Below are 21,834 nucleotides of genomic sequence, written 5' to 3'. Positions count from 1 at the left end.
TATTGATTTAAGTCCTCCTGATTCACCTGATAAGTATTCTAGTACTAATTTTATTTTAAATTCTTTTGTGTATTTTGGCATACAAAAACCCCTCCATCCGTATTCCGGATTTTGGGGTTCAGGTCATAAGGCTTCTTTTTTTATGGGGAGAAATATGGAAATAGGCAAAGAATTTCGCAAGACAACAGTTGCAGGATATACGTAGGTCAGAAAGAAAGCAAACATCTCGCACGAATTACTTGCAAGACGCATCTTACGCAAACATCTTGCATGAATATCTTGGGGAAAATTTAATGTTCTCAATCGCTCAGCCTCACTTCAGAAATCTTCTTTTAAGAAAATTTAACTGAAGATTTCATCGTTCGAAGCGTCGCTCATAAGAAGCATTAAATTTTATATGATGATATTCTTAGCTTCGATTGTTTGCTCGAAGGTTTCGCTGATTTTGAGATTGCGGGTAAAGGATAGAAAATGGTAAAAATAAATTCGATAGACAACAGTTGCTTGACACAGACAGGTCAGAAAGTAAGCAAACATCTCGCACGAATATCTAGACTACGAAAATAAATAAATTCTAAGCTTGTGAAACTAAAATTGTGAACTCGTGCTACGCACTCAGACAGCACAATTTTTTAACGGTTCCCTTCGCTTGAATTTATGATTATTTTCTCCGTATGATATTCTTAGATTCGATTGTTTGCTCGAAGGTTTCGCGACGTCATGGATTGCAGGACGAGGTTAGAGAATGGTAAAAAGAATTTCGATAGGCGACAGTTGCAAGACACACTTAAGGAAAAATTGTCGCAAACATCTTGCACGAATATCTAGACTACGAAAACAAATAAATTCTAAGCTTGTGAACCTAAAATTGTGAACTCGTGCTACGCACTCAGACAGCTCAATTTTTTAACGGTTCACTTCGCTTGAATTTATAATTATTTTCTCCGTATGATATTCTTAGCTTCGATCGTTTGCTTTAAGGTTTCGTAGGATTTACAGTTGCAAGGCACACGTAGGTCAAAAAGTAAGCAAACATCTTGCACGAATATCTAGACTACGAAAACAAATAAATTCTAAGCTTGTGAACCTAAAATTGTGAACTCGTGCTACGCACTCAAACAACACAATTTTTTAACGGTTCACTTCGCTTGAATTTATGATTGTTTTCTCCGTATGATATTCTTAGCTTCGATTTTTTGCTTAAAGGTTTTGCAGTGTTGAGGAATAATGGGACAGGTTTAGAAGATAGTTAAGAAAATTCGATAGGCTAAAAATGGCAAGACATGGGTAGGTTGGAGATGAAAAATAAAAAACTAGGTAAATGAAGCAATTAACAAAAATTGAGATAGTTCTCTTGAAAACTTACGGGGAGGAAATGGACACAAAAAAATAAGAGTCATTTTCCATCTTCTGAAACAACTCTTATTTTCCGAGCAAACTGCACTTAAACTGAAATTTTGGTTCGATCATTTCCTTATCCACTCCTTAATAGTAATCTATCAGATAAACTTGCTTTTCAAGATATAACGAATCAATCTTTAAATCTTTAATTAACTAAAGTTTTCGATACTTAGGATAAAATTTTAAATTTTAATGTTTTAAGTTTAAATGTTTAAAGGTTCTAGTTTTATTTGTCTTCAAATAAAACGGGTAGTATTCCTGCATTTTTGTTTATATATCCTTTTCATCGGAATCAATAAACTAAAGTAACAGTTCTGCTCTACAATTTAGATATCTTTTATTGTAGTATATATATACCCACTGAAAAATGTTTTAAACACTTTTTTGAAGTTTTTTTGAAAAATATTTAAAAAAATTTGAAAAAAATGATTTTGTTTTAAATTTCTTGAAATGAGGTATAATAAAAAAAACACATGATTTAAAATCATGTGCATATAAGAAAGGAGTAAGGGGAGTCAACTCTGGAAAATTTTGAAGGCATGAGAGTTTTCCCCTCTAACTTGTTAACTAATTTAGATGTGAAGTAATTGTTTGATGATAAACCAAAATATTGGAATAAATATTGCTGGAATGTAATCCATGATTTTGAATTTTTTGATTTCTAGCATATCTATACCAAGTAGGACTATCAACAATGATCCTACTACGGAGATGTTTTCAATTACTTCTGGTACTAAGACTTTGCTTAGTGATGTTGATAATAAAAATATTAGTGTGTTCATCACAAGTCCAACAACGCCTGACAGTGCAACTGTGAATCCGTATGTTGCTGAGAACAAAAATGTTGTGATACCGTCTAATATTATTTTAAATTGCATTATGTCAGCGGATCCGCTTAATCCTAAATTCAATGGAGCAAGGATTGCCAATGATCCGATATTTTGTAGCATTATTAATGCAATAGCGCCTTTCATGGACGAGCCAGATGAGTCTGGAACTTTGTTTTGCAAATACTCTACAAGGTTGGCTAATTTCTTATCCAAATCAAGACCGTTACCTATTATAGCACCGATAACTAAGGAAATCAACATAAAAATAAAATTATTTGTTTTGACACTTCCTTGGATTCCCATTATTAATATACAAACGGCGACAACGTCCATTATACTTTTTATTAGTTTTTTTGGTAGGAAAGATTTCAAAAGTCTTCCCAAAAGGGCTGCGACTGCAACCGCTACAACATTTATTAATATGTAAAACATCATAATCCTCCACGAAATATGATAATATATTTTATTCAATTTGTAAAGTAATATTTTTATTAATTAACAATGTAATATTTGAAAGTGGTAAAAATATGTAAATATAATATCACAATAAAATAATCTGCATAAAAGCTACATACTAAATAAGTAAAAATATGTCAATAATTTGTAAAATTTAGGAGTTCGATATGAACGAAAAAATCGAATTAATCAAAACTAAAGAGATAAATTTTCTTAAAGAACTGGACAATTCTGTCATCAGATTTAAGCACAGTCTTCCTCATCACAATGACAGTTTGTTAAATAGGGTTCTTGTGGAAAAATTCATATCTCAATCTAAGATTGATTTTTATGAGGAATATAAGGATGTATCTTCTCAGTATAATTACATATACACTAAGAATAAACTTGTAGAAGAAAGATGCGATGAAATCATTCAGAATTTTCAAGATATGGAAAATGATATGAGTTTTCTGGACGATGCTATCAAAAATTCTGGAGATATAGAAAAAGGATTTAATTTTAGGTTTTATTTGAAGAAAATTGTAGAGAGTTATAAATTTTCACGCGATAATTCAATAGACACGGATAAGAAAAGTAAAAGAGCTCATCTTAAATCGAAAAATAAAAGGGAGTTCATAGTAAGTGAGTATTCAAAGGATAGCGTGTATTTGTACAGTGTTAAGAGAAGTCTGAAGCATGTGTACAAAAAGAGAATAAATACTGAGGTGAACAAGCTTAGGCGTGATTTGTACGATTTGAGAAAAAACATGAAGGTCGATCCAGAAGATTATGATACAAAATTCAGGGCTTTGTATTTAATTCCTGGTGTGGGGCAACTTCAGTTCAATCAACTTTACAAGTTTTTGATTATGATTGCGATATTTTTGGCGAGTGTGTTCATTCTTATTGGAGATACGCAGATTGATAAATTGGATGAGTTTATGATTGGTATATTGGTGATTTTGGAGATTATAAATATAGTAAATTACAAAAAAATCGTCAGGGATATTAATAAGGGAATTCGTCCGAATAATTTCAGAGAGTCGATTATAAACATTAGATTAAAGGTTAAAGGATTTTTCATAAATAATATAAAACTTATTTACTGGATACTGTGTGGAATAATTGCCGCTTTTAATATTTTTGTTGTGATTGCAACTGTTTTGGGAGAGGATTTGACACCTGTTCTGAAAAATTACGAACGATTTTACATTCAGTTTGATTTGAAGATAGTGTGTGCGTGTGCTCTACTTAGTGTGATGGTGTTTTCGATTGGAGAGATTGTATCTTTGATTGTGTGGAGGATTTTCTCCAGAGTTGACAAGGAATTGAATCTTTTCATGTGTATTATATCAATTGCATCACTGTTTGTATTGCTGATGTTTCCAAATGATTTTGTGTTTACGAAAATATTTGGAATTTTTAACCAATACGTACTTCACGACCAAAGTTTGATGTTAATTTTCAGGTTGACTTTTTGGTTACTTATAGGTGCGCTAACAGCTTATAATGTGTATTCTATGCAAAGAATAGGATTTTTCTCTAATAATATCAATTATTTGATGCACAATGACGATATGAACAAGTTTGAGTATTATAGATGGGTTGTGTTTCCGATTTATTCTAATAAGGTTAATTTGATTACGATTTTGTTGAATTTTATGGCTTTTTATGTGATGTTTTGTTTCACTGGAGTGTATTTTTCTCACATGGTCGATATTTACAATGAGGGCGCTATGGATATTCTCATATTTTTTGTAAGAAAGCTTAACAGTAATTATTATTACTTGATAGGTTTTATAATTGTGGCGATATTTTCTGTTGTCAATTTGTGTTGGGATATTATAACTAAGATTAGGGTTAGAAGGTAGTTATGGATATTGTATTTGAAAATTATAGTACGAATTATTTTGAAAATTTGACAGGGAAAATCTCTCAGAATTGTCAGGTTTTTTCAAATAAAATAACTTTGGATAAGTTCATAGCTGTATTAATGAATGTAAAATACGCAAATGGCAAGATGTTAATAGATGGAAAGATTTCAAACAATGTGATATCAAAGTATCGTGGATTTTATGTTGTGGATGAGTTTATGTTGTATCCTCATTTGAATGTGTATGATAATTTGTCGTTGGTGTTGCGTTCAATGAAGATGTCTCCTGTGACAATTTACAGGAAAATTGAGAGTTTGAATGAAAGTCTGAATGTGGATTTGGATAATAAGTTAAAAGAATGTGATGATGATACTATCATCAAACTTTTTTATGCAAAGGTTGTGTTGGCGCAGAGTCATTTTGTGATTATAAAAAATTACAATAATTACACAAAAATTTTTGCTAAGAAAAACATGAGAAAACTTACTAAAATGTTTGATGAGAAGAATATTAACTACATTATTTTGTGTGACAAGAAGAAAAAATTAGTTGATGATTTACCGATTTTAAAGCTAGGCAAGAGTAGCATTTCTGATATAAAATGATTTGAACATTTTATTAAAATTATATATTTTTAGCTTTTTGAAAAATTTTAATACTATATTTTCAGTGTTATTTCACTTAGATTTGTGGTAATATTTAATAGGAATTAATACTATAAATTGTAGTTGGGTTTTTATAATCCACTATATACACGATAAAAGGGAGTAAGAATGGAAATAAAAAAGAGAGATGGCAATATTGTCGATTTTGATAGGTCGAAGATAAAATTAGCCATGAAAAAAGCTTATGCTTCTGTAGGAATATACGCTGAGGAAAATGAACTGGAAGCTATGGCACAAGAAATTGAAAACACTATTGTGAACAAGTATCCGAAAAATCATGTGGTTACTGTGGAAGAAATCCAAGACTTGGTGGAATTGACTTTGATTGATCACGGTCAATACAAGGTTGTAAAATCTTTTATTTTGTATCGTGCAAAACACACTACAGACAGAAAAGTTATCCAAGAGTTCGAAAGATATATCACAGATGAAGATGTCATCGAAATCATTAGATATATTCAAGAACACTACGATTCTACTAGGTATTCGATTGAAAATTTGTATTTGAAGTTTGAATCATTTGTTAAGCCTAATTTGTCACAATACGATATGGTGAATCTATTGTCCAAGGCTTCTGGAGAATTGGTCAGCAAGGAAGCTCCAAATTGGGAATATATTGCATCTTTGTTTATGAATTACAATTTGAAACAAAATATTAAGAAGTTAGAAATCCAATACGATCTTCAAGATTTTAAATCTAAGATTAAGTTTTTGGATGAGAGAGGATTGTATGGCTCATACATCAGAGAAGTGTACACTGATGATGATATTGACGAATTGGAAAGATACATTGATGACGATAGGGATAAGTTATTCACATTCAGTGCTTTGGATTTGATTATAAAAAGATATTTGATTAAAACTCATGACAACAGAGTTATGGAATCTGCACAAGAAATGTTCATGGGAATTGCGATGCATTTGGCACTTAAAGAAAAGGATAGAATTCATTGGGCAAAAAAGATTTACGATAATTTGTCCACATTGAAAGTGACTGTGGCAACTCCTACGATGAGTAACGCCAGAAAACCATTCAATCAATTGTCAAGCTGTTTTATAGACACTGTTCCTGATACTTTGGAAGGAATTTATCGTTCGATAAATAATTTCGCACAAGTTTCTAAGCATGGCGGTGGAATGGGATTGTATTTCGGAAAAGTTCGTGCAAATGGATCCGACATTCGTGGTTTCCAAGGTGTTGCAGGTGGAGTTATCAGATGGATTAAACTTGCAAATGATACTGCTGTTGCAGTGGATCAATTGGGAGTACGCCAAGGTTCTGTAGCTGTGTACTTGGATGTATGGCACAAGGATATATTGGAATTTTTGCAACTTAGAACAAACAACGGTGACGACAGAATGAAGGCACACGATGTGTTCCCTTCTGTTTGCTATCCTGATTTGTTCTGGAAGATGGTTCGTGACGATATCGACGGAACTTGGTATATGTTCGACCCACACGAAATCTCTGTGAAAAAAGGATATAACTTGGAAGATTATTATGGAGATGAATGGGAAAAAAGATACAACGAATGTGTGCTTGACGAAAGTATTTCCAGACGTAGCATAAAAGTAAAAGATTTGGTAAGACTTATCATAAAATCTTGGACAGAAACAGGAACTCCATTCACATTCAACCGTGATACTGTAAATATAATGAATCCAAATAAACACAAGGGAATGATTTATTCTTCTAATTTGTGTACAGAAATTATGCAAAATATGAGCGAAATTCATTCTATTAGTGAAACTATAGAAACAGAAGACGGAGACGATATTATCGTTACAAAAACAAAACCGGGAGATTTTGTTGTGTGCAACTTGGCTTCTCTTGTTTTGGGAAATATTGATGTGAACAATGATGAAGAATTAGAAGAAGTTGTGGAAACAGCGGTTAGAGGACTTGATAATGTTATTGATTTGAACTTTTATCCATTGGAATACGCAAAGTACACTAACAAAAAATACCGTCCAATCGGACTTGGAACAAGTGGCTATCATCACTGCTTAGTAAAAAACAATATTATGTATTCGGATGTTGAAAAGCATTTGGAATTTGCAGATAAATTGTACGAAAAAATCAATTACTACGCTATCAAAGCAAGTAATAAAATCGCCAAAGAAAAGGGATCTTACGAATATTTTGAAGGTTCTGATTGGGAAAATGGTGAATATTTCAAATTAAGAGATTACAATTCTGAAAAATGGAACGAATTGTACCATGATATTAAGAAAAATGGAATGAGAAATGGATACTTGATGGCAGTGGCACCAACTGGTTCAACTTCTATAATCGCAGGAACTACTGCAGCAGTGGATCCAGTTATGAGTAGATATTTCCTTGAAGAAAAGAAGGGTACAATTGTCCCACGTGTTGCACCAGGACTTAGTCCACAAACATTCTGGTTATACGAAAATGCGCACGAATTGGATCAAAATATAACTGTAGATGCGACAAGTATAAGACAACGCCACATCGACCAAGGACAATCGGTCAACATTTATATCACGACTGATTACACGATGAGAACAATATTGAACATCTACATCAGAGCTTGGGAAAAAGGAATCAAATCCATCTATTATGTTAGAAGTAAATCATTAGAAGTGGAGGACTGCGATAGCTGCAGTGCATAATTTTTATGAAAAAATTATTATCAGTGATGTTGAGCTTAGCGCTTGTACTTGGAGTTACAGCTTGTAACAAAAAGGAAGAAAAAGTGGAAGAAAAACCACCCGTAGAGCAAGTTCAACCAAAAGACGATTTGAATGGCAGAAAGCCAAGTGAGATTGATTCGTCGATAAATTACGATGAATACGTGGATACGAAGGACAAATTAATCAAAGTTATCAAAAAATTGCACGAAACACGTGGTAAACAAGAGATTGTGTTCTTGGGAAATGACAAATCGCAAGTCGAAAATTTCATGAATGAATACGACAAGAACGACAAGAAAACTGCCGAAGATAATTTGGTGGTTGGAGATATGAAATTTGTGAAGGAGTCTTCAATCGGTAAGCCGATTTTCTCCATGAAATTAAAATCGGTGTTGAACGAAGATTTCAGAGATGAGCCTTATAGCTTGGAATTCACTTACAAATATATCGATAAGCTAAACGAATTGTCAGAAAAAGTAAAAGGCAAGGATGATTTTGAAACGGTGAAAAATTTGGCGAAAGTTTTGATTGACGATTACAGATACGATCCACAACTTTCATCGACATTTGGTTGTGATTTGTTGTTGAACAAAGAAGGAACTTGTAATTCGTTCAGTGAACTTGCCAATGATGTGCTAAATAATTGCGGAATTTATTCTGAAATTTGGTGGGTAGATTCATTGCCTGACGATGAATTGGACAAAAATTCCAACCCGTATCGTAACCATTCAATCGACAGAGCAAGATTAAATGGTAAGATGTATTTCTTGGATTTTACTCATTCTACGATTTCACACAAAAATGCAAAAGACTACGGATTTGAAAACAGACCGAAACTTATAATGGAGAAATTACCAGAAGTAGAACGAGGCAAAAACCAACTATACACTGGATATTCAAAAGTTCGTGAACCTATTTTGGTTAACAAAGGATTCTGCGATGGACATTACAGTATAGACAATCCTTACGCAAAATATTCTGATTTAGGGTTGGGATGGACAACATACGGACAATTACTGGATAATTTGCGTAAAAATCCGTACTTTAAGTAGTTATAAACAAAGTTTGTAAAAATTTTTTCAAAATAATTTCAAAAAAAGCTTGACAAAAGATTTTTGAGCGTGTATTATATATCCATAAGCTAAATGAATAAACATTAACGTTGATAAGAAGAGTAAACGATGAATGCTTTTACAGAGAGTCTCAGTTTGGTGGAATGAGATAAAGAATAGTTGTTGAAAATGGTCTTGGAGTTAGAGAAGTCGAATAGCATTTGCTTTTAAACTTTTCCGGTTGCATCCGATATCTTGTGCTAGGTATGAATACGTACTGAACAATGAGAAAATGCATATTTGTATATTTGTATATTTGCATATATATGTATTTAAAAATAAGGTGGTAACGCGGATATATTCGCCCTTATGTGATGAATGTCACATAAGGGCTTTTTTTATTATAAAAATGAGGTGAGAGTATGATTGAAGTATTAAATTTGAAGAAAACTTTCAATACAAGTGAGAAAGAATTTAATGCAGTTGATGACGTAAGTTTCAAAGTAAATAGAGGTGAAATTTACGGAATAATTGGTTTGTCAGGAGCTGGCAAATCGACACTTGTTAGACTTTTAAACAGATTAGAAGAACCGACAAGTGGAAAGGTAATAATAGATGATGTTGACATAACATCGTTGAAGCAAAAGGAATTATTGGAAGCAAGAAAAGAAATAAGCATGATTTTCCAACATTTTAATTTATTTAATCAAAAAAACGTCTACGAAAACATTGCTTATCCATTGAAGCTCCAAAACATTCCAAAAAATGAAATAGAAAAAAGAGTTAATGAACTATTGGATTTCATTGGACTTAGAGACAGAGCAAAAAGCTATCCTAGTCAATTATCCGGTGGACAAAAACAAAGAGTTGCGATTGCAAGAGCATTATCCACTAATCCTAAGGTGATTTTGTCAGATGAATCTACAAGCGCACTTGATCCACAAAACACTCAACAAGTCTTGGAGATTTTGAGAAAATCAGTAGACAAATATAAAACGACGATAATAATGATAACTCATCAAATGGAAGTTGCAAAAGACATCTGTGACAGGATTGCAGTGATGGAAAATGGAAAAATCATCGAAGAAAATTCTGTAGAAGAATTATTCAAAAATCCAAAAACAGATGTTACTAGAAACTTCATTAGAAAACTTGTCGAAGAAGACGAAGAAGAGATAATAACTGACGATTTTAAGGGAGACGTCGTTAGATTAACTTATTCCAAGAAATCCTACAACAAACCATTATTATCACAAGCAGCGAGAATTTCCGGAATAGATTTTAGTATTATATCTGGAAATATTAACAAACTTCAATCCACAGGAGTTGGATATACAGTTGTTGAACTTATCGGTGAAAAAGAAAATATTCAAAAAGCAAAAGACTTTTTGACAGAAAATGATATTAGAGTAGAGGAGGTTAAATAATGGATAATTTACTAAATTTGCTGCTTGAAGCAACAGGCGAGACGTTGTACATGATTTTAGTAAGTACGTTTTTCACAATTTTATTTGGCCTTCCATTGGCACTTATTTTATACACAACTGGACAATCGGGACTTAATCCAAAACCAAAACTATACGCGGTGTTGGATGTAATAGTTAATATTACAAGATCATTTCCATTTATTATATTGATGATAGTATTACTTCCATTATCCAAGTTAATAGTCGGAACCAAAATAGGAACATCAGCATCCATCGTGCCATTGACAGTAGGTGCAATTCCATTTTTGGCAAGATTATTCGAACAAGAATTCTTGAATGTGGACAGAGGAATCATCGAAGCGTCCAAATCAATGGGAGCAAGTAATTTTAACATATTGACAAGAGTTTTGATTCCAGAATCATTGCCACAATTGGTGTTGGCGATAACAAACTTAATGATTACATTGATTGGTTATTCTGCAATGGCAGGAACAATCGGTGGAGGGGGCTTGGGAGCCTTAGCAAAACGATACGGCTACGACAGATTTAACACAGAAGTATTATTGTGGGCAGTAGTTGTAATTATAATCTTGGTTGAAATTGTACAAATCTCAGGTACAAAAATTTCAAATAAATTAAACAAAAAAAACATATAGGAGTGGTAAAAATGAAAAAGAAAATTTTATTAGTAGTATTGGCATTAGCATTGGTATTAACATCATGTGCTAAAAAAGAAAGCAAAAAAGAAGACGGACAAAGTGCAAAACAAGAATCACAAAGCACAGAAAACAAGAAGGTTGTAATTGGAGTATCTCCAGCACCTCACAAGGAAATTGCAGAAAAAGCAAAAGAAATCTTGGCGAAAGATGGAATTGAACTAGAAATCAAAGAATTTGACGATTATGTAACACCAAACACATCACTTGAAGAAAAAGACATCGACTTGAACTTCTTCCAACACATACCTTATTTGGAAAACTTCAACAAAGAAAGAGGAACAAAAATCGTATCATTAGGTGGAGTTCACATAGAACCATTGGGAGTTTATTCTAAAACTTACAAATCACTTGATGAATTAAAAGACGGAGACGAAGTTATAATCCCAAATGATGCTACAAATGGAGCAAGAGCATTAAAATTATTGGAAGAAAACAATGTAATCAAATTAAAAGCTGATGCAGGATTGGAAGCTACTGAAAAAGATATTGCAGAAAATCCAAAGAACTTGAAATTCACACCAGTTGAAGCTGCAACAATTCCGAGAGCATACGAAGATGCTGCAATTGCTGTAATCAATTCAAACTTTGCATTAGAAGCAAACCTATCACCAAAGAAAGATGCAATTGCTACAGAAAAAGCTGAAGGAAACCCATTTGCAAACATCATAGCTGCAAGAGAAGAAGACAAAGACAACGAAACTTACAAGAAAGTATTGGAAGCATTCCAATCAGACGAAGTTAGAAAATATATCGAAGAAAAATTTGATGGAGAAATAATTCCAGCAAAATAGAAATAATTAGGGGGAGATTGAAAATGAGTTTACACGTACCATTTAGATATGATTATGTAGGAAGTTTCTTGAGAGATGAAAAATTACTAAAAGCTAGATCGGACTTCGAAAAAGAAATAATCACAAAAAAAGAACTAAAAGAAATAGAAGATGAATGTATCAAAAAATTAATTGATAAACAAAAGGAATTGGGCTATCACGTAATAACTGATGGAGAATTCAGAAGAAAAAGCTGGCATTTGGATTTCTTCTGGGGACTAAATGGAATTAAAAGAGTTGAACTTGACCATGGATATTATTTCCATGGCAAGGAAACTTACCATACATCAGTACAAGTTGAAGGAAAAATCACAGGAGAAAATCATCCATTCGTAGAACATTTTAAATTCGTAAAACAATTTGAAGATGAAAATACAATCGCAAAGCAAACAATACCTGCACCAGCACAATTAATCGTGGAATTATTCAGGGAAGATAATGCAGAAATTACAAAACAAATCTATCCAGATTACGAAAAGTTGGAACAAGATATCGCGAGGGCTTACAAACAAGTTATCAAGGATTTGTATGAAGCAGGATGCAGAAACATACAATTTGATGATTGTACATGGGGAATGTTAGTAGATTCTGATTATATCAACAGAAAATACGGAGAAGCTGTTTCATTGGATGACGAAGCTAACAGATATTTGAGAATTAACAACTTAGCACTTGAAGAAAAACCAGAAAATTTGACAATTACAACACATGTATGCAGAGGAAATTACGAATCAACTTATGCGGCAAGTGGTGCCTATGACAAAATCGCACAAATATTATTTGCACAAGAAAACGTAGATGCATTCTATCTTGAATACGATGACGAAAGATCTGGTGGATTTGAACCATTGAAATACGTTTCTGGAGATAAAAAAGTTGTTCTTGGACTTATCACATCAAAAAGAGGAGAGCTAGAAGACGAAGAAGAAATAATTGCAAGAATTCACAAAGCAGCAGAGTTCCTTTCTCTTGATAGGTTGTGTTTAAGCCCACAATGTGGATTCTCATCTAACGAAAATGGAAACATATTGACGATTGAACAACAATGGGAAAAGCTAAAACTCATTAAGAAAATAGCTGAAAAAGTTTGGGGAAAATAAGCAATCATATCTATCTCATTTTTATAAATTACAGGCAATGAAAATTGCCTGTAATTTTTTGTGTGAAAAACACCGCTATATAAGATTAACACAATAGATTATACTCAAAAATGAAACCTCCAATAATTAAATAGTGATAACTGACAAGCTGCACTAATTCACAAGAGGTTATCATAGTGATAGATAATAATAGTCTAAAACACAAAAGCCAATACATTTTAAAAAATGTGTTGGTTTTTTATTGCAAGAAAATAAAGATAAAACACAATATAGTCAAGTAATCATATGATATAATTAAAATGAAATATTACGTAAAAATTTATTAAACATAATAAGAAATTAACATAAATAGGAGAGATGAAAATGGCAGTAGTATCAAATGAAAATAACGACATCGACGCATTCGAAGATGCATACGAATATTTGATATCCAACTATGCAAGTAATGTAGGAAAATCTGGTGGAGAATTCTTCACTCCACAAACAGTGTCCAAACTTTTGGCAAGGCTTGTAATGGACGGAAAAACAAGCATTAACAAGGTATATGATTCAACATGTGGGGAACGTGTCATAATAGTGATGAGTGCAGTTTGTGTTAATAAATCAACGGTTTCAGGAACTTTAACTAAATATATTTCGTGCATTGCTTAGAGTAATTAGGATCTAATTGCTGTGAGCAGTGCATGAGAGATAAGGACATTAGCTCTTGAATAGTTGATAATTATCTAATACAATCATGTTTAAGGGGATAGTTAGTTACGCATCAGTAGAAATAATATTTATTTAGACAGGAGGAAATAAAGTGAGTCAAGAAAATAAGATAAATCAATCTTGCTGAAGTTCAATACAAAAAACCATTGGTACAGTGGAAGAAAAAGAAAATTGCCCCAAATGTCACGAAATAGGAGAAAAGGTTAAGAATATAACTGTAAAGCATATGGTATCAGAAAACCTTAGGGGAAAGGTTGCAGATGAAGAAACTTACTATTTATGTATGAATGAAGATTGTGATGTCGTGTATTATAACATAAACAATGAAAGAGTTTTTTATAAGGAAGAAGTAAAAGTTCCTATATGGTTTAAAAAGAATGCAAATCCCAAATATATATGCTATTGCAACCAAGTTACAGAGCAACAAATTATAAATGCTGTTTTAGATGATGGTGCAAAGAATATTAAAGATATTATTAGACTTACAGGGGCAATGAAAAATGGAAAGTGCGAAATTAACAATCCTTTGGGTAAATGCTGTAGTCCTCTTATTCAAGAAACCATCAATAAAGCATTAAATAGCAAAGAATAGTTTGCGACACATAATTTATAAAGTACGTCACAACAGTAATAAAATTAAAAATAATAAAAAACTATAGAATTAAAACTTTTGGAAATATTGTGTGTTTCAGAGATTTGGAAAAGGCTACTGAAGATGCTAAAAAAACTTTTGGCGATGAAAACAGTGTAAATATTATTCTTGAAAAAAGCTACGAAGAATATATGGAAGGTTTTACAGATAAAGAATGGCAAAGTTCTTGTTGAAGAAGAAAAATTAAAAGAAGGAGCATATCATTTTATCAATAAGTCAATAGCGAAAGGTTTTGTTGATTACGCAGGTACTGGATTGGATAAAATCTTGCCACCGACTTCTCGTAGACAAGGTGCAAGAGAAAAGAAAAAACAAATTGTTCTCGAAAAAATAGAAAAAATCGTAGAGGTTTTTGTGGGAATATAACTTATTGAGGAGCTAACAAAAATGAGTGGTAAAATGAAAAATAGTATAGATTCTAAGAAAATATTTTACGGAATTACAATATTTTCAGTATTGGTATTTGTTATTGGGATTATAGTTACTGTGACAAATAATCCGTTGAATGGTGGTGTAGCCAATGTGTTGAACAATGAATTCTTTAATCATATTACGATGTTTGTACCTTTTTCTATGTGGGCTTGGTTAATTATTTTTGCTATTTTCTTTGTAAAAAAGAATTGGGTGGTTGTAACTACTTGTATTATTTTGGCAATTCCGCATTTAATTTTAATTGCAGTGCTGGTTATCGATTCACACAGTCTGGTGGAAATTCTAAAATGGTATGTTATGATTTTAAGTTTCGGGAGTATTGTTCTTAAATAGAAAGGGCAATCCAGATGAAAAAAATATGTTTGAATTTGGAATGAAAAAACCAGATGAGGTTAATAGAATTAAAGAATTATACGAAAAAGTAGCAGAAGAATTTTACTTCAAGCTAAAGGATAATTTTATTATAGAAATATCAGAATTGGATATTTGATTTTAAAAAAATTAAATTATAATTTTAAAATATTGAGGGAAGCTTTATAGCTTTCCTTTTTATTTTGAAAATATTAGAAATGTTGTAGGATTTTGTTGTTGATATGAAAGGTCAAAGATGGTATAATTTAAGAAAGATAAATTTTTTTATCCAATTAGTCAGAGAAAGTCAAAAGAGGTGATAGTATGGCAGGGCTTAGTAACAGCATTGAAGCTTTTTTGAAGGAATTGTTGAGTAATACTGACGATGATTTCATCGAAATAGGTAGAAATGATCTTGCCAATCAGTTTAATTGCGCTCCATCGCAAATTAATTACGTTCTGACTACTAGATTTACTCCTTACAAGGGATATTATATTGAAAGTAGACGCGGTGGAAGTGGATATGTTAAAATAATAAAATTAACAATTGAAGACACTAATCCGATTAAGGAGATTGTCGAAAATGTTATTGGAGATAGAATTACGAAGGATAAGTCGAACAATATTATTAATATGCTTTTGGATGAGGATTTGATAACTGAAAGGGAAGCTTTGGTTATGGTTCACGCTTTGGAGGATAATACTTTGTCGAAGGTGGATTTTAATGACAGGAATATTCTGAGGGCTGATTTGTTGAAGAATATGTTGTTGGCTTTTATGAGATAGAGGTGATTGTATGAATTGCGATAATTGTGGCAAACCTGCTTTTATACAAGTGAAGATTGTGGGACCTTTTGGTGCTCGTGATGTGAATTTGTGTCATGATTGCTATGAAGAATATATGAATAATTTGAAGAATGAGATTATTTCAAATTCTGATTTTAAGTTTGATTCTGATGAAGAATTGAACGAAAATAAGGAGCTTTTTGAAGAAATCGCAAAACAAATTTCTGATGTGGTGGAACATTTGCCTTTTGAAAAGGTACAAGAATCTTCAAAGAAAGATGTTGACGATAAAAGTGTGTGTCCAGTGTGCAATATGCCGTTTGATGAGTTGAAGAATTATTCATCGATTGGTTGCAAATATTGTTACGATCATTTCAGGGATTTCATCATGGATAAGAGAAATTCGAAAAGTTATCCAAAATATTACAGGGGCAAATTCCCTAAGAATTTTGAAAAGGCAAAGGAAATTTTGGAGAAGTTGGATAGCTTGTCTGATGAGCTTTTCATTGCAATGGATAATGAGGAATTTGAAAAGTGTCATGATATTCAAACGAAGATTGACGATTTGGAATTGAAATTACAAGAGTATAGGGAAAAATGTTATGAATAATTCAAGTGTTGTAATGAAATCTGATGTGTCGTTGAGAAGAAATTTGTCGGACTATAATTTTATGTTGGTTATAGATACGGATTCTTGCGACGATATGAAATCAGATATTAAAAAAGAATTGAATAATTTGGAATATTTGAAGGAGTCTAGCGTTTATTCTTTTAAGGATACTAAAAGTACGAACAGAGATTATCTGAGAAAACAAGGATATATTTCTAGTGCTTATTATGAGGATGTGTCTCCTGAAGTTATCATAAATAGCGATAAAAAATGCGTGTTTACTTTGGCAGATAATGACCACATTTGCATTACTGCTTACGATTTTGGGAAAAATTTGAGAGATATTTACGAAAAATGTCTGAATATTGAAGAAAAATTGAATGATAAATTGAACTTTGCTTTTGATATTGATTTTGGATATTTGTCAGATGATTTCTACGATTCGGGATGTATGATGGATGTGAGCGTGTGTATGAACTTGAAGGCTTTGGAGTATTTCAACAAGATTGACGATATTCAAGATGTTGCAAGATACAGAGGATATATGTTTGAGAAAGCCTTCAATTCTAATACGAAAAGTTCGATTTACAGGCTTACGACTAATGGTCATTTGATGGATCCTGAATATATTATCAATGATATGACGCTTTTGATTGATTCGATTTCTAGAAAGGAAATTGAAAACAGACGCATTTTATTCGAAAATAATCCTGAGTTTAAGGATGACCTTTTGAGAAGTGTGTCGATGCTAAAATATTCAAGAGTTTTGGATGAAATTGAAGGAATGAACAGGATTGGAGATTTACTGATAGCTATCGATTTTGGTATAGTCGATGGTTTTAATGTAGATGATATTCTGGACTTGTACGATAAGACAAATAAGTTGAGGCTTGAAAAATTTCGCGAAAACAATAAATTAAATCAAAACATTGGAGTTTTGAGAAGCGAAATCATCAAGGATACTTTGGAAAGACAGGTGAAAAATTGAGAAAATCAGATATTTATAATTTAAGAACTGAGGCTGTGTATGAGGCAATTAGCTTGAAGCACGCGGATCTTGGAGTGGAGCATGTGCTACTTGCTATGTTCAAGTTTGATTTCAAGGCGTCTCAATATTTGAAAAAACACGGTGGAAATTACGAAAAAATTAGAAATTTAATTATAGATGAGTTGGGTTATGGAGATAGCAAGGAAACTAATCAAAGAATTAGCCCGAAACTTGAAGAAATAATCACTCAAGCTGTGGGATTGTCTAACACTTACGGAGAAAGGGCGATTACTCCAGAACACATTATGGCAGCGCTTTGCATGGATAGTTCTAACTACGCTAATCATTTGATGAAAAAAACAGGCGTGGATACTATGAAATTGACAGCGGAACTTCGCAAATATTTCTTTATGAAGATGAAGAGAGAACAAGGAGATGTCAAAGACACATCAGCTAGTTCTTCTAAGTCAAGTGAGATTGAAAAGTACACTAAGAATTTGAACGAATTAGCAAAAGAAGGAAAGATCGACCCTTGTATCGGTCGTGAAGAGGAAATAGAAAGAATAATTCAAGTTCTTCTTAGACGTAAGAAAAATAACCCTGTGTTGATTGGAAATCCTGGTGTCGGAAAGACTGCTATTGTGGAAGGCTTGGCTGTCAAGATTGTGAACGGCGATGTGAATGATATTTTCAAGGACAAGGAGATTTTGTCATTGGATTTGGCAGCGTTGTTGGCTGGAACAAAATACAGAGGAGATTTTGAAGAAAGAATCAAAAAAGTTATCGATACTTTGTCAAATTCTGAAAACAAAATTTTGTTTATAGATGAACTTCATTCGTTGATGGGCGCTGGTGGTGCAGAGGGCGCATTGGATGCATCAAATATTTTGAAACCATCATTGGCGAGAGGCGATTTGCAAATAATCGGAGCTACAACTATCAATGAATACAGAAAAACTATCGAAAAAGACCAAGCTTTTGAGAGAAGACTTCAAACTATTATGGTAGATGAGCCTTCTGTTTCGGATTCTATACAAGTTATTGAAGGATTGAAGGACAAATACGAATCACACCATCACGTTCTAATTAGTGACGAAGCAATCAAAGCGAGTGTTGAATTATCGCACAGATATTTGAACGACAGATATTTGCCAGACAAGGCGATAGATTTGATAGATGAAGCTCAATCGATGGTTAGAGTGAAAAACTTCACTGGTGGCAAAAATTATGCGAAAATTCTAGAAGAATTAGAAGAAGAAAAGCAAGAAGCTATTCAAAATTCTGACTTCTTACTTGCAGCAGAAAAAAGAGATGCCATCAAGGAAGTAGAAGCAGAAATGGAAGAAGAAGACCAAGACGAAAACAAATTGGAAATTGGATTCGATGAAATAGCGAATATCGTGTCACGCTGGGCAAAAGTTCCAGTGTCTAAGCTAACAGAATCAGAATCACAAAAATATTTGTTCTTGGCTGATAATTTGAAAAAAGTTGTCATCGGACAAGACAAGGCTATCGATTCTATTTCTAATGCAATTAAAAGAGCACGTGTCGGACTCAAAAATCCTAACAAGCCAATTGGATCATTTGTGTTTGTCGGACCAACTGGTGTTGGTAAAACATACTTGGCAAAGAAACTTGCTAAGGAATTGTTCAATGATGAGAATGCGATGATTAGAATTGACATGACAGAATATATGGAAAAACACTCCGTTTCCAAATTGATAGGATCGCCTCCGGGATATGTTGGCCACGATGATGGTGGACAATTAACTGATATGGTGCGTACGAAACCATACTCTGTAATATTGTTTGACGAAATCGAAAAGGCTCATCCAGATGTTTTCAATACGCTTTTGCAAGTTTTGGACGACGGTAGACTTACAGATTCCAAAGGACGCGTGGTAAATTTCAAAGATACTGTAATCATAATGACATCAAACATTGGAGCAAGTGAACTTGAAAGCAAAAATGTAATTGGGTTTAATACAGCAGAAGATGTTGAAGTTGATGAATACAACAGAAACAAAGAAACTATCAACAATGCAATGAAGTCGATGTTCAAGCCAGAATTTATGAATAGATTAGACGATGTTATCGTGTTTAGTAATTTGAACAAGGAAAATGTAAAAGAAATTGCTGGATTAATGATGGATGAATTGGTTGAGAGAATGGCGAAGAATGATTTGATAATTTCGTATGACGAAAAAATCTTGGATTATCTTGTAGACAAAGGATACGACAAGAAATTCGGAGCAAGACCACTTGAAAGACTTATAAGAACGGATATTGAAAACGAGCTTGCCGACAAGATTTTAAACGGAGATATCGACAAAAACAGAAAAACAACTATAACTGTGGTTAACGACAAGGTTAGCTTTAGAAGATATGTAAGACGCAAAAAGACTGTGAAACAATAATATGAAAAAGAAAACAAAATACGTGTGCAAAAATTGTGGCTACGAGCAAGCCATGTGGATAGGAAAATGCCCCAGTTGTAACAGCTGGGGTTCTATGCAAGAACAAGAAATCGTAGATGAAAAATCGAATACTACAACGACAAGCTCAAGCAAATCTTCAAAAGCGGTTAAATTGGTCGATGTAAAGATAGATTCGTCGGAAAGAATTCAATCGTCGATTACTGAATTGAACAGAGTTTTTGGTGGAGGACTTGTCAGAGATTCCGTGTCAATTCTAACTGCAAGACCAGGTGCTGGTAAGTCGACTTTGCTACTAGAACTTGCAAATGATTTGGCTTCAAAAAATATAAAAGTTCTCTACATTTCTGGAGAAGAATCCACATCTCAAATCAAACAAAGAGCGATGAGAACTATGGAGAAAATTCCGGAAAATATTTGGTTGATTTCAACGACTAGCATGGACAACGCTTTGGATTCTATTCACAAAATAAAACCGGATGTGATTTTCTTAGATAGTATTCAAACATTTCAGCTTCGTGAGTACACTTCACGTCCAGGTTCTCCTGTGCAAACTGTAGAATGTGCGAATAAAATCGTAGAAATCTGCAAAAACCCCGAAAAACCAACTCTTGCGATTATGGTTGGTCATATGACGAAATCAGACGAAATGGCAGGGCTTAGAACGCTTGAACACTTGGTAGATACTGTGCTTTATTTGGAAGGTGAAAGCGACGATCCATTGAGATTGTTGACAACGACGAAAAACAGATTTGGTCGAACTGGAGAGATTGGATTGTTTAATATGCAAGAAGATGGAATAAAAGAAATCACAGATGCGTCAGATTATTTCGTCACGAAAAGAAAAAAAGATGTAAATGGTGCAGCGCTTTCTGTAATAAAAGAAGGATCACGAATTTTGGTTGTCGAAGTTGAAGCATTGGTGTCCAAATCATTCACTCCGTATCCTCAAAGAATAGGGGATAGCCTTCGTAAAGACCAATTAAACACTTTGATTTCTATCTTGGAAGAACGTGCAGGGATGAATATGTACGACAAGAATGTCATCATCAAAACCACAGGAGGAATCAAAATCCAAGAACAATCCGTGAATTTGTCCATAATAATGGCAATTGCATCATCACTTATGAACAAACCAATTCCATCTGATGTTGTGTTCATTGGAGAAGTTGGATTGACAGGAGAAATCAAAAGAGTTCCACAAATAGAAACCAGATTAAAAGAAATCGAAAGATTGGGATACAAAAAAGTTTACATCTCACAAAACACAAATCTAACACAAAAATACGATCTTGAAATCAAACAATTTGATAGTATAAGATCTGTAATATCAGATATATTTTAGAAGACACTCACAAAAATAGAGTGTCTTTTTCTAATTCTTTCCTAATATTAATTTATTGTTATCAATATAGGTTTTTATAGCTGACAAATCATTTTTATCATACAAATCCAATAGATATTGTCTGTGGATTTTGGATTCTTCTTGACCATCCTTGTAAATTGGATAATCTTCGTTTTCTTTCATGGACTGCATAGCCTTTTTCAAATCATCATCAGAATCAATGCCGTATCTTTCAGAATACGGATTGTAAGAATACATAGTTTTACTCTTACACATTGTGAATGAGAACGTCATTACAGCACATAAAAAAATTATAAATAATTTGCTACGTTTCATAAAAGCCTCCCAACTATTTATTTAATTTAATTATAAAACGTTTTCTAAAAAAAAACAATTCTTATATACAAAAACCTGCTAACAAAAGTCAAGCATAACCTGAAATTAATTTCAGGTTATTTGATTATTTGAGTAATTAAATTAGTGCATGGCAAACAAACCGAGTGTAATCAATCGGTTTTTTTAGTGTAATT

20 protein-coding genes, 1 pseudogene and 1 other annotated feature are annotated in these 21,834 nt (G+C 32.9%); of the genes and pseudogenes, 19 read left to right on the top strand and 2 right to left on the bottom strand.

The features are described 5' to 3' along the window. Nucleotides 1-205, top strand: a 205-nt coding sequence (locus tag ACU68U_RS08385) for a hypothetical protein (protein WP_446763124.1), incomplete at its 5' end; no start/stop codon positions are given. 1,768 nt (nt 206-1,973) lie between these two features. On the opposite strand, the gene ACU68U_RS08380 is transcribed toward ACU68U_RS08385, so the two are convergent. After that, on the bottom strand, nt 1,974-2,663 hold the full coding sequence (locus tag ACU68U_RS08380; RefSeq protein ID WP_094206788.1) for a DUF554 domain-containing protein: 690 nt from the start codon (nt 2,661-2,663) through the stop codon (nt 1,974-1,976). A gap of 191 nt (nt 2,664-2,854) precedes the next feature. Between ACU68U_RS08380 and ACU68U_RS08375 the strand changes: the two genes are divergently transcribed. From ACU68U_RS08375 to radA, 18 genes and pseudogenes are all read left to right on the top strand, one after another. Next, a complete protein-coding gene (locus tag ACU68U_RS08375; protein WP_446763123.1) occupies nt 2,855-4,540 on the top strand; it encodes a hypothetical protein in 1,686 nt (561 codons plus the stop codon). Nucleotides 4,541-4,542: 2 nt separating this feature from the next. Then, nucleotides 4,543-5,148 carry an ABC transporter ATP-binding protein gene (locus ACU68U_RS08370; protein WP_446763122.1) on the top strand — a complete coding sequence of 202 codons (606 nt, stop codon included), beginning with the start codon at nt 4,543-4,545 and terminating at the stop codon, nt 5,146-5,148. Between the two features lie 168 nt (nt 5,149-5,316). Continuing rightward, entirely contained in the window at nt 5,317-7,845 is a 2,529-nt protein-coding gene (locus ACU68U_RS08365) for a ribonucleoside-diphosphate reductase subunit alpha (protein WP_446763121.1), read from the top strand. Between the two features lie 5 nt (nt 7,846-7,850). After that, nucleotides 7,851-8,918 (top strand): hypothetical protein, encoded by a 1,068-nt coding sequence (locus ACU68U_RS08360; RefSeq protein WP_446763120.1) that lies wholly within the window; start codon nt 7,851-7,853, stop codon nt 8,916-8,918. Between the two features lie 101 nt (nt 8,919-9,019). Beyond that, nucleotides 9,020-9,290: a binding site (T-box leader), on the top strand. Nucleotides 9,291-9,340: 50 nt separating this feature from the next. After that, on the top strand, nt 9,341-10,345 hold the full coding sequence (locus ACU68U_RS08355; RefSeq protein WP_446763119.1) for a methionine ABC transporter ATP-binding protein: 1,005 nt from the start codon (nt 9,341-9,343) through the stop codon (nt 10,343-10,345). Then, nucleotides 10,345-11,001 carry a methionine ABC transporter permease gene (locus tag ACU68U_RS08350; protein ID WP_446763118.1) on the top strand — a complete coding sequence of 219 codons (657 nt, stop codon included), beginning with the start codon at nt 10,345-10,347 and terminating at the stop codon, nt 10,999-11,001. The genes ACU68U_RS08355 and ACU68U_RS08350 overlap by 1 nt, the downstream gene beginning before the upstream one ends. Nucleotides 11,002-11,012: 11 nt before the next feature. After that, entirely contained in the window at nt 11,013-11,855 is an 843-nt protein-coding gene (locus ACU68U_RS08345) for a MetQ/NlpA family ABC transporter substrate-binding protein (RefSeq protein WP_446763117.1), read from the top strand. 23 nt (nt 11,856-11,878) lie between these two features. Continuing rightward, nucleotides 11,879-12,994: a 5-methyltetrahydropteroyltriglutamate--homocysteine S-methyltransferase gene (locus tag ACU68U_RS08340; RefSeq protein WP_446763116.1), complete on the top strand. Its 1,116-nt coding sequence runs from the start codon at nt 11,879-11,881 to the stop codon at nt 12,992-12,994. A 381-nt stretch (nt 12,995-13,375) separates the two neighbouring features. Then, nucleotides 13,376-13,645 (top strand): annotated as a pseudogene (locus tag ACU68U_RS08335) (N-6 DNA methylase); the annotation flags it as partial. A gap of 169 nt (nt 13,646-13,814) precedes the next feature. Continuing rightward, nucleotides 13,815-14,297 (top strand): Csac_0668 family 2Fe-2S cluster-binding (seleno)protein, encoded by a 483-nt coding sequence (locus ACU68U_RS08330; RefSeq protein ID WP_446763125.1) that lies wholly within the window; start codon nt 13,815-13,817, stop codon nt 14,295-14,297. 168 nt (nt 14,298-14,465) lie between these two features. Further along, on the top strand, nt 14,466-14,723 hold the full coding sequence (locus tag ACU68U_RS08325) for a type I restriction endonuclease subunit R, EcoR124 family (RefSeq protein ID WP_278730602.1): 258 nt from the start codon (nt 14,466-14,468) through the stop codon (nt 14,721-14,723). A gap of 21 nt (nt 14,724-14,744) precedes the next feature. Then, on the top strand, nt 14,745-15,122 hold the full coding sequence (locus ACU68U_RS08320) for a hypothetical protein (RefSeq protein ID WP_446763115.1): 378 nt from the start codon (nt 14,745-14,747) through the stop codon (nt 15,120-15,122). Continuing rightward, nucleotides 15,109-15,279, top strand: a complete 171-nt coding sequence (locus tag ACU68U_RS08315; protein WP_446763114.1) for a hypothetical protein — start codon at nt 15,109-15,111, stop codon at nt 15,277-15,279. Before ACU68U_RS08320 ends, ACU68U_RS08315 begins: the two co-directional genes overlap by 14 nt. A gap of 185 nt (nt 15,280-15,464) precedes the next feature. Next, the gene (locus ACU68U_RS08310; RefSeq protein ID WP_094204257.1) at nt 15,465-15,926 is read left to right on the top strand and encodes a CtsR family transcriptional regulator; all 462 of its coding nucleotides are present in this window, start codon (nt 15,465-15,467) and stop codon (nt 15,924-15,926) included. 10 nt (nt 15,927-15,936) lie between these two features. Continuing rightward, nucleotides 15,937-16,536, top strand: coding sequence for a hypothetical protein (locus tag ACU68U_RS08305; protein ID WP_278730603.1), 600 nt, complete (start codon nt 15,937-15,939; stop codon nt 16,534-16,536). Beyond that, nucleotides 16,529-17,524, top strand: a complete 996-nt coding sequence (locus tag ACU68U_RS08300; protein ID WP_154271687.1) for an ATP--guanido phosphotransferase — start codon at nt 16,529-16,531, stop codon at nt 17,522-17,524. Before ACU68U_RS08305 ends, ACU68U_RS08300 begins: the two co-directional genes overlap by 8 nt. After that, nucleotides 17,521-19,941 (top strand): ATP-dependent Clp protease ATP-binding subunit, encoded by a 2,421-nt coding sequence (locus tag ACU68U_RS08295; RefSeq protein ID WP_412970628.1) that lies wholly within the window; start codon nt 17,521-17,523, stop codon nt 19,939-19,941. The genes ACU68U_RS08300 and ACU68U_RS08295 overlap by 4 nt, the downstream gene beginning before the upstream one ends. A gap of 1 nt (nt 19,942) precedes the next feature. Continuing rightward, nucleotides 19,943-21,304 carry a DNA repair protein RadA gene (gene radA / locus ACU68U_RS08290; protein WP_353316935.1) on the top strand — a complete coding sequence of 454 codons (1,362 nt, stop codon included), beginning with the start codon at nt 19,943-19,945 and terminating at the stop codon, nt 21,302-21,304. Between the two features lie 30 nt (nt 21,305-21,334). On the opposite strand, the gene ACU68U_RS08285 is transcribed toward radA, so the two are convergent. Next, complete coding sequence (locus tag ACU68U_RS08285; protein ID WP_154272962.1) at nt 21,335-21,640, bottom strand: hypothetical protein; 306 nt, start codon at nt 21,638-21,640, stop codon at nt 21,335-21,337. Between the last annotated feature and the right edge of the window lie 194 nt (nt 21,641-21,834).

It is taken from the genome of Finegoldia sp. P3-F-LR, from assembly GCF_052932165.1.
Note: the sequence above shows the minus strand (reverse complement) of the source record. Positions and strands in the feature narration are given on the sequence as shown.

What these genes read in the sequence shown, in the direction of transcription:
- ACU68U_RS08380 (WP_094206788.1), bottom strand. Translation starts at nt 2,663, where the DNA reads ATGTTTTACATATTAATAAATGTTGTAGCGGTTGCAGTCGCAGCCCTT.
- ACU68U_RS08375 (WP_446763123.1), top strand. Translation starts at nt 2,855, where the DNA reads ATGAACGAAAAAATCGAATTAATCAAAACTAAAGAGATAAATTTTCTT.
- ACU68U_RS08370 (WP_446763122.1), top strand. Translation starts at nt 4,543, where the DNA reads ATGGATATTGTATTTGAAAATTATAGTACGAATTATTTTGAAAATTTG.
- ACU68U_RS08365 (WP_446763121.1), top strand. Translation starts at nt 5,317, where the DNA reads ATGGAAATAAAAAAGAGAGATGGCAATATTGTCGATTTTGATAGGTCG.
- ACU68U_RS08360 (WP_446763120.1), top strand. Translation starts at nt 7,851, where the DNA reads ATGAAAAAATTATTATCAGTGATGTTGAGCTTAGCGCTTGTACTTGGA.
- ACU68U_RS08355 (WP_446763119.1), top strand. Translation starts at nt 9,341, where the DNA reads ATGATTGAAGTATTAAATTTGAAGAAAACTTTCAATACAAGTGAGAAA.
- ACU68U_RS08350 (WP_446763118.1), top strand. Translation starts at nt 10,345, where the DNA reads ATGGATAATTTACTAAATTTGCTGCTTGAAGCAACAGGCGAGACGTTG.
- ACU68U_RS08345 (WP_446763117.1), top strand. Translation starts at nt 11,013, where the DNA reads ATGAAAAAGAAAATTTTATTAGTAGTATTGGCATTAGCATTGGTATTA.
- ACU68U_RS08340 (WP_446763116.1), top strand. Translation starts at nt 11,879, where the DNA reads ATGAGTTTACACGTACCATTTAGATATGATTATGTAGGAAGTTTCTTG.
- ACU68U_RS08320 (WP_446763115.1), top strand. Translation starts at nt 14,745, where the DNA reads ATGAGTGGTAAAATGAAAAATAGTATAGATTCTAAGAAAATATTTTAC.
- ACU68U_RS08310 (WP_094204257.1), top strand. Translation starts at nt 15,465, where the DNA reads ATGGCAGGGCTTAGTAACAGCATTGAAGCTTTTTTGAAGGAATTGTTG.
- ACU68U_RS08305 (WP_278730603.1), top strand. Translation starts at nt 15,937, where the DNA reads ATGAATTGCGATAATTGTGGCAAACCTGCTTTTATACAAGTGAAGATT.
- ACU68U_RS08300 (WP_154271687.1), top strand. Translation starts at nt 16,529, where the DNA reads ATGAATAATTCAAGTGTTGTAATGAAATCTGATGTGTCGTTGAGAAGA.
- radA (WP_353316935.1), top strand. Translation starts at nt 19,943, where the DNA reads ATGAAAAAGAAAACAAAATACGTGTGCAAAAATTGTGGCTACGAGCAA.
- ACU68U_RS08285 (WP_154272962.1), bottom strand. Translation starts at nt 21,640, where the DNA reads ATGAAACGTAGCAAATTATTTATAATTTTTTTATGTGCTGTAATGACG.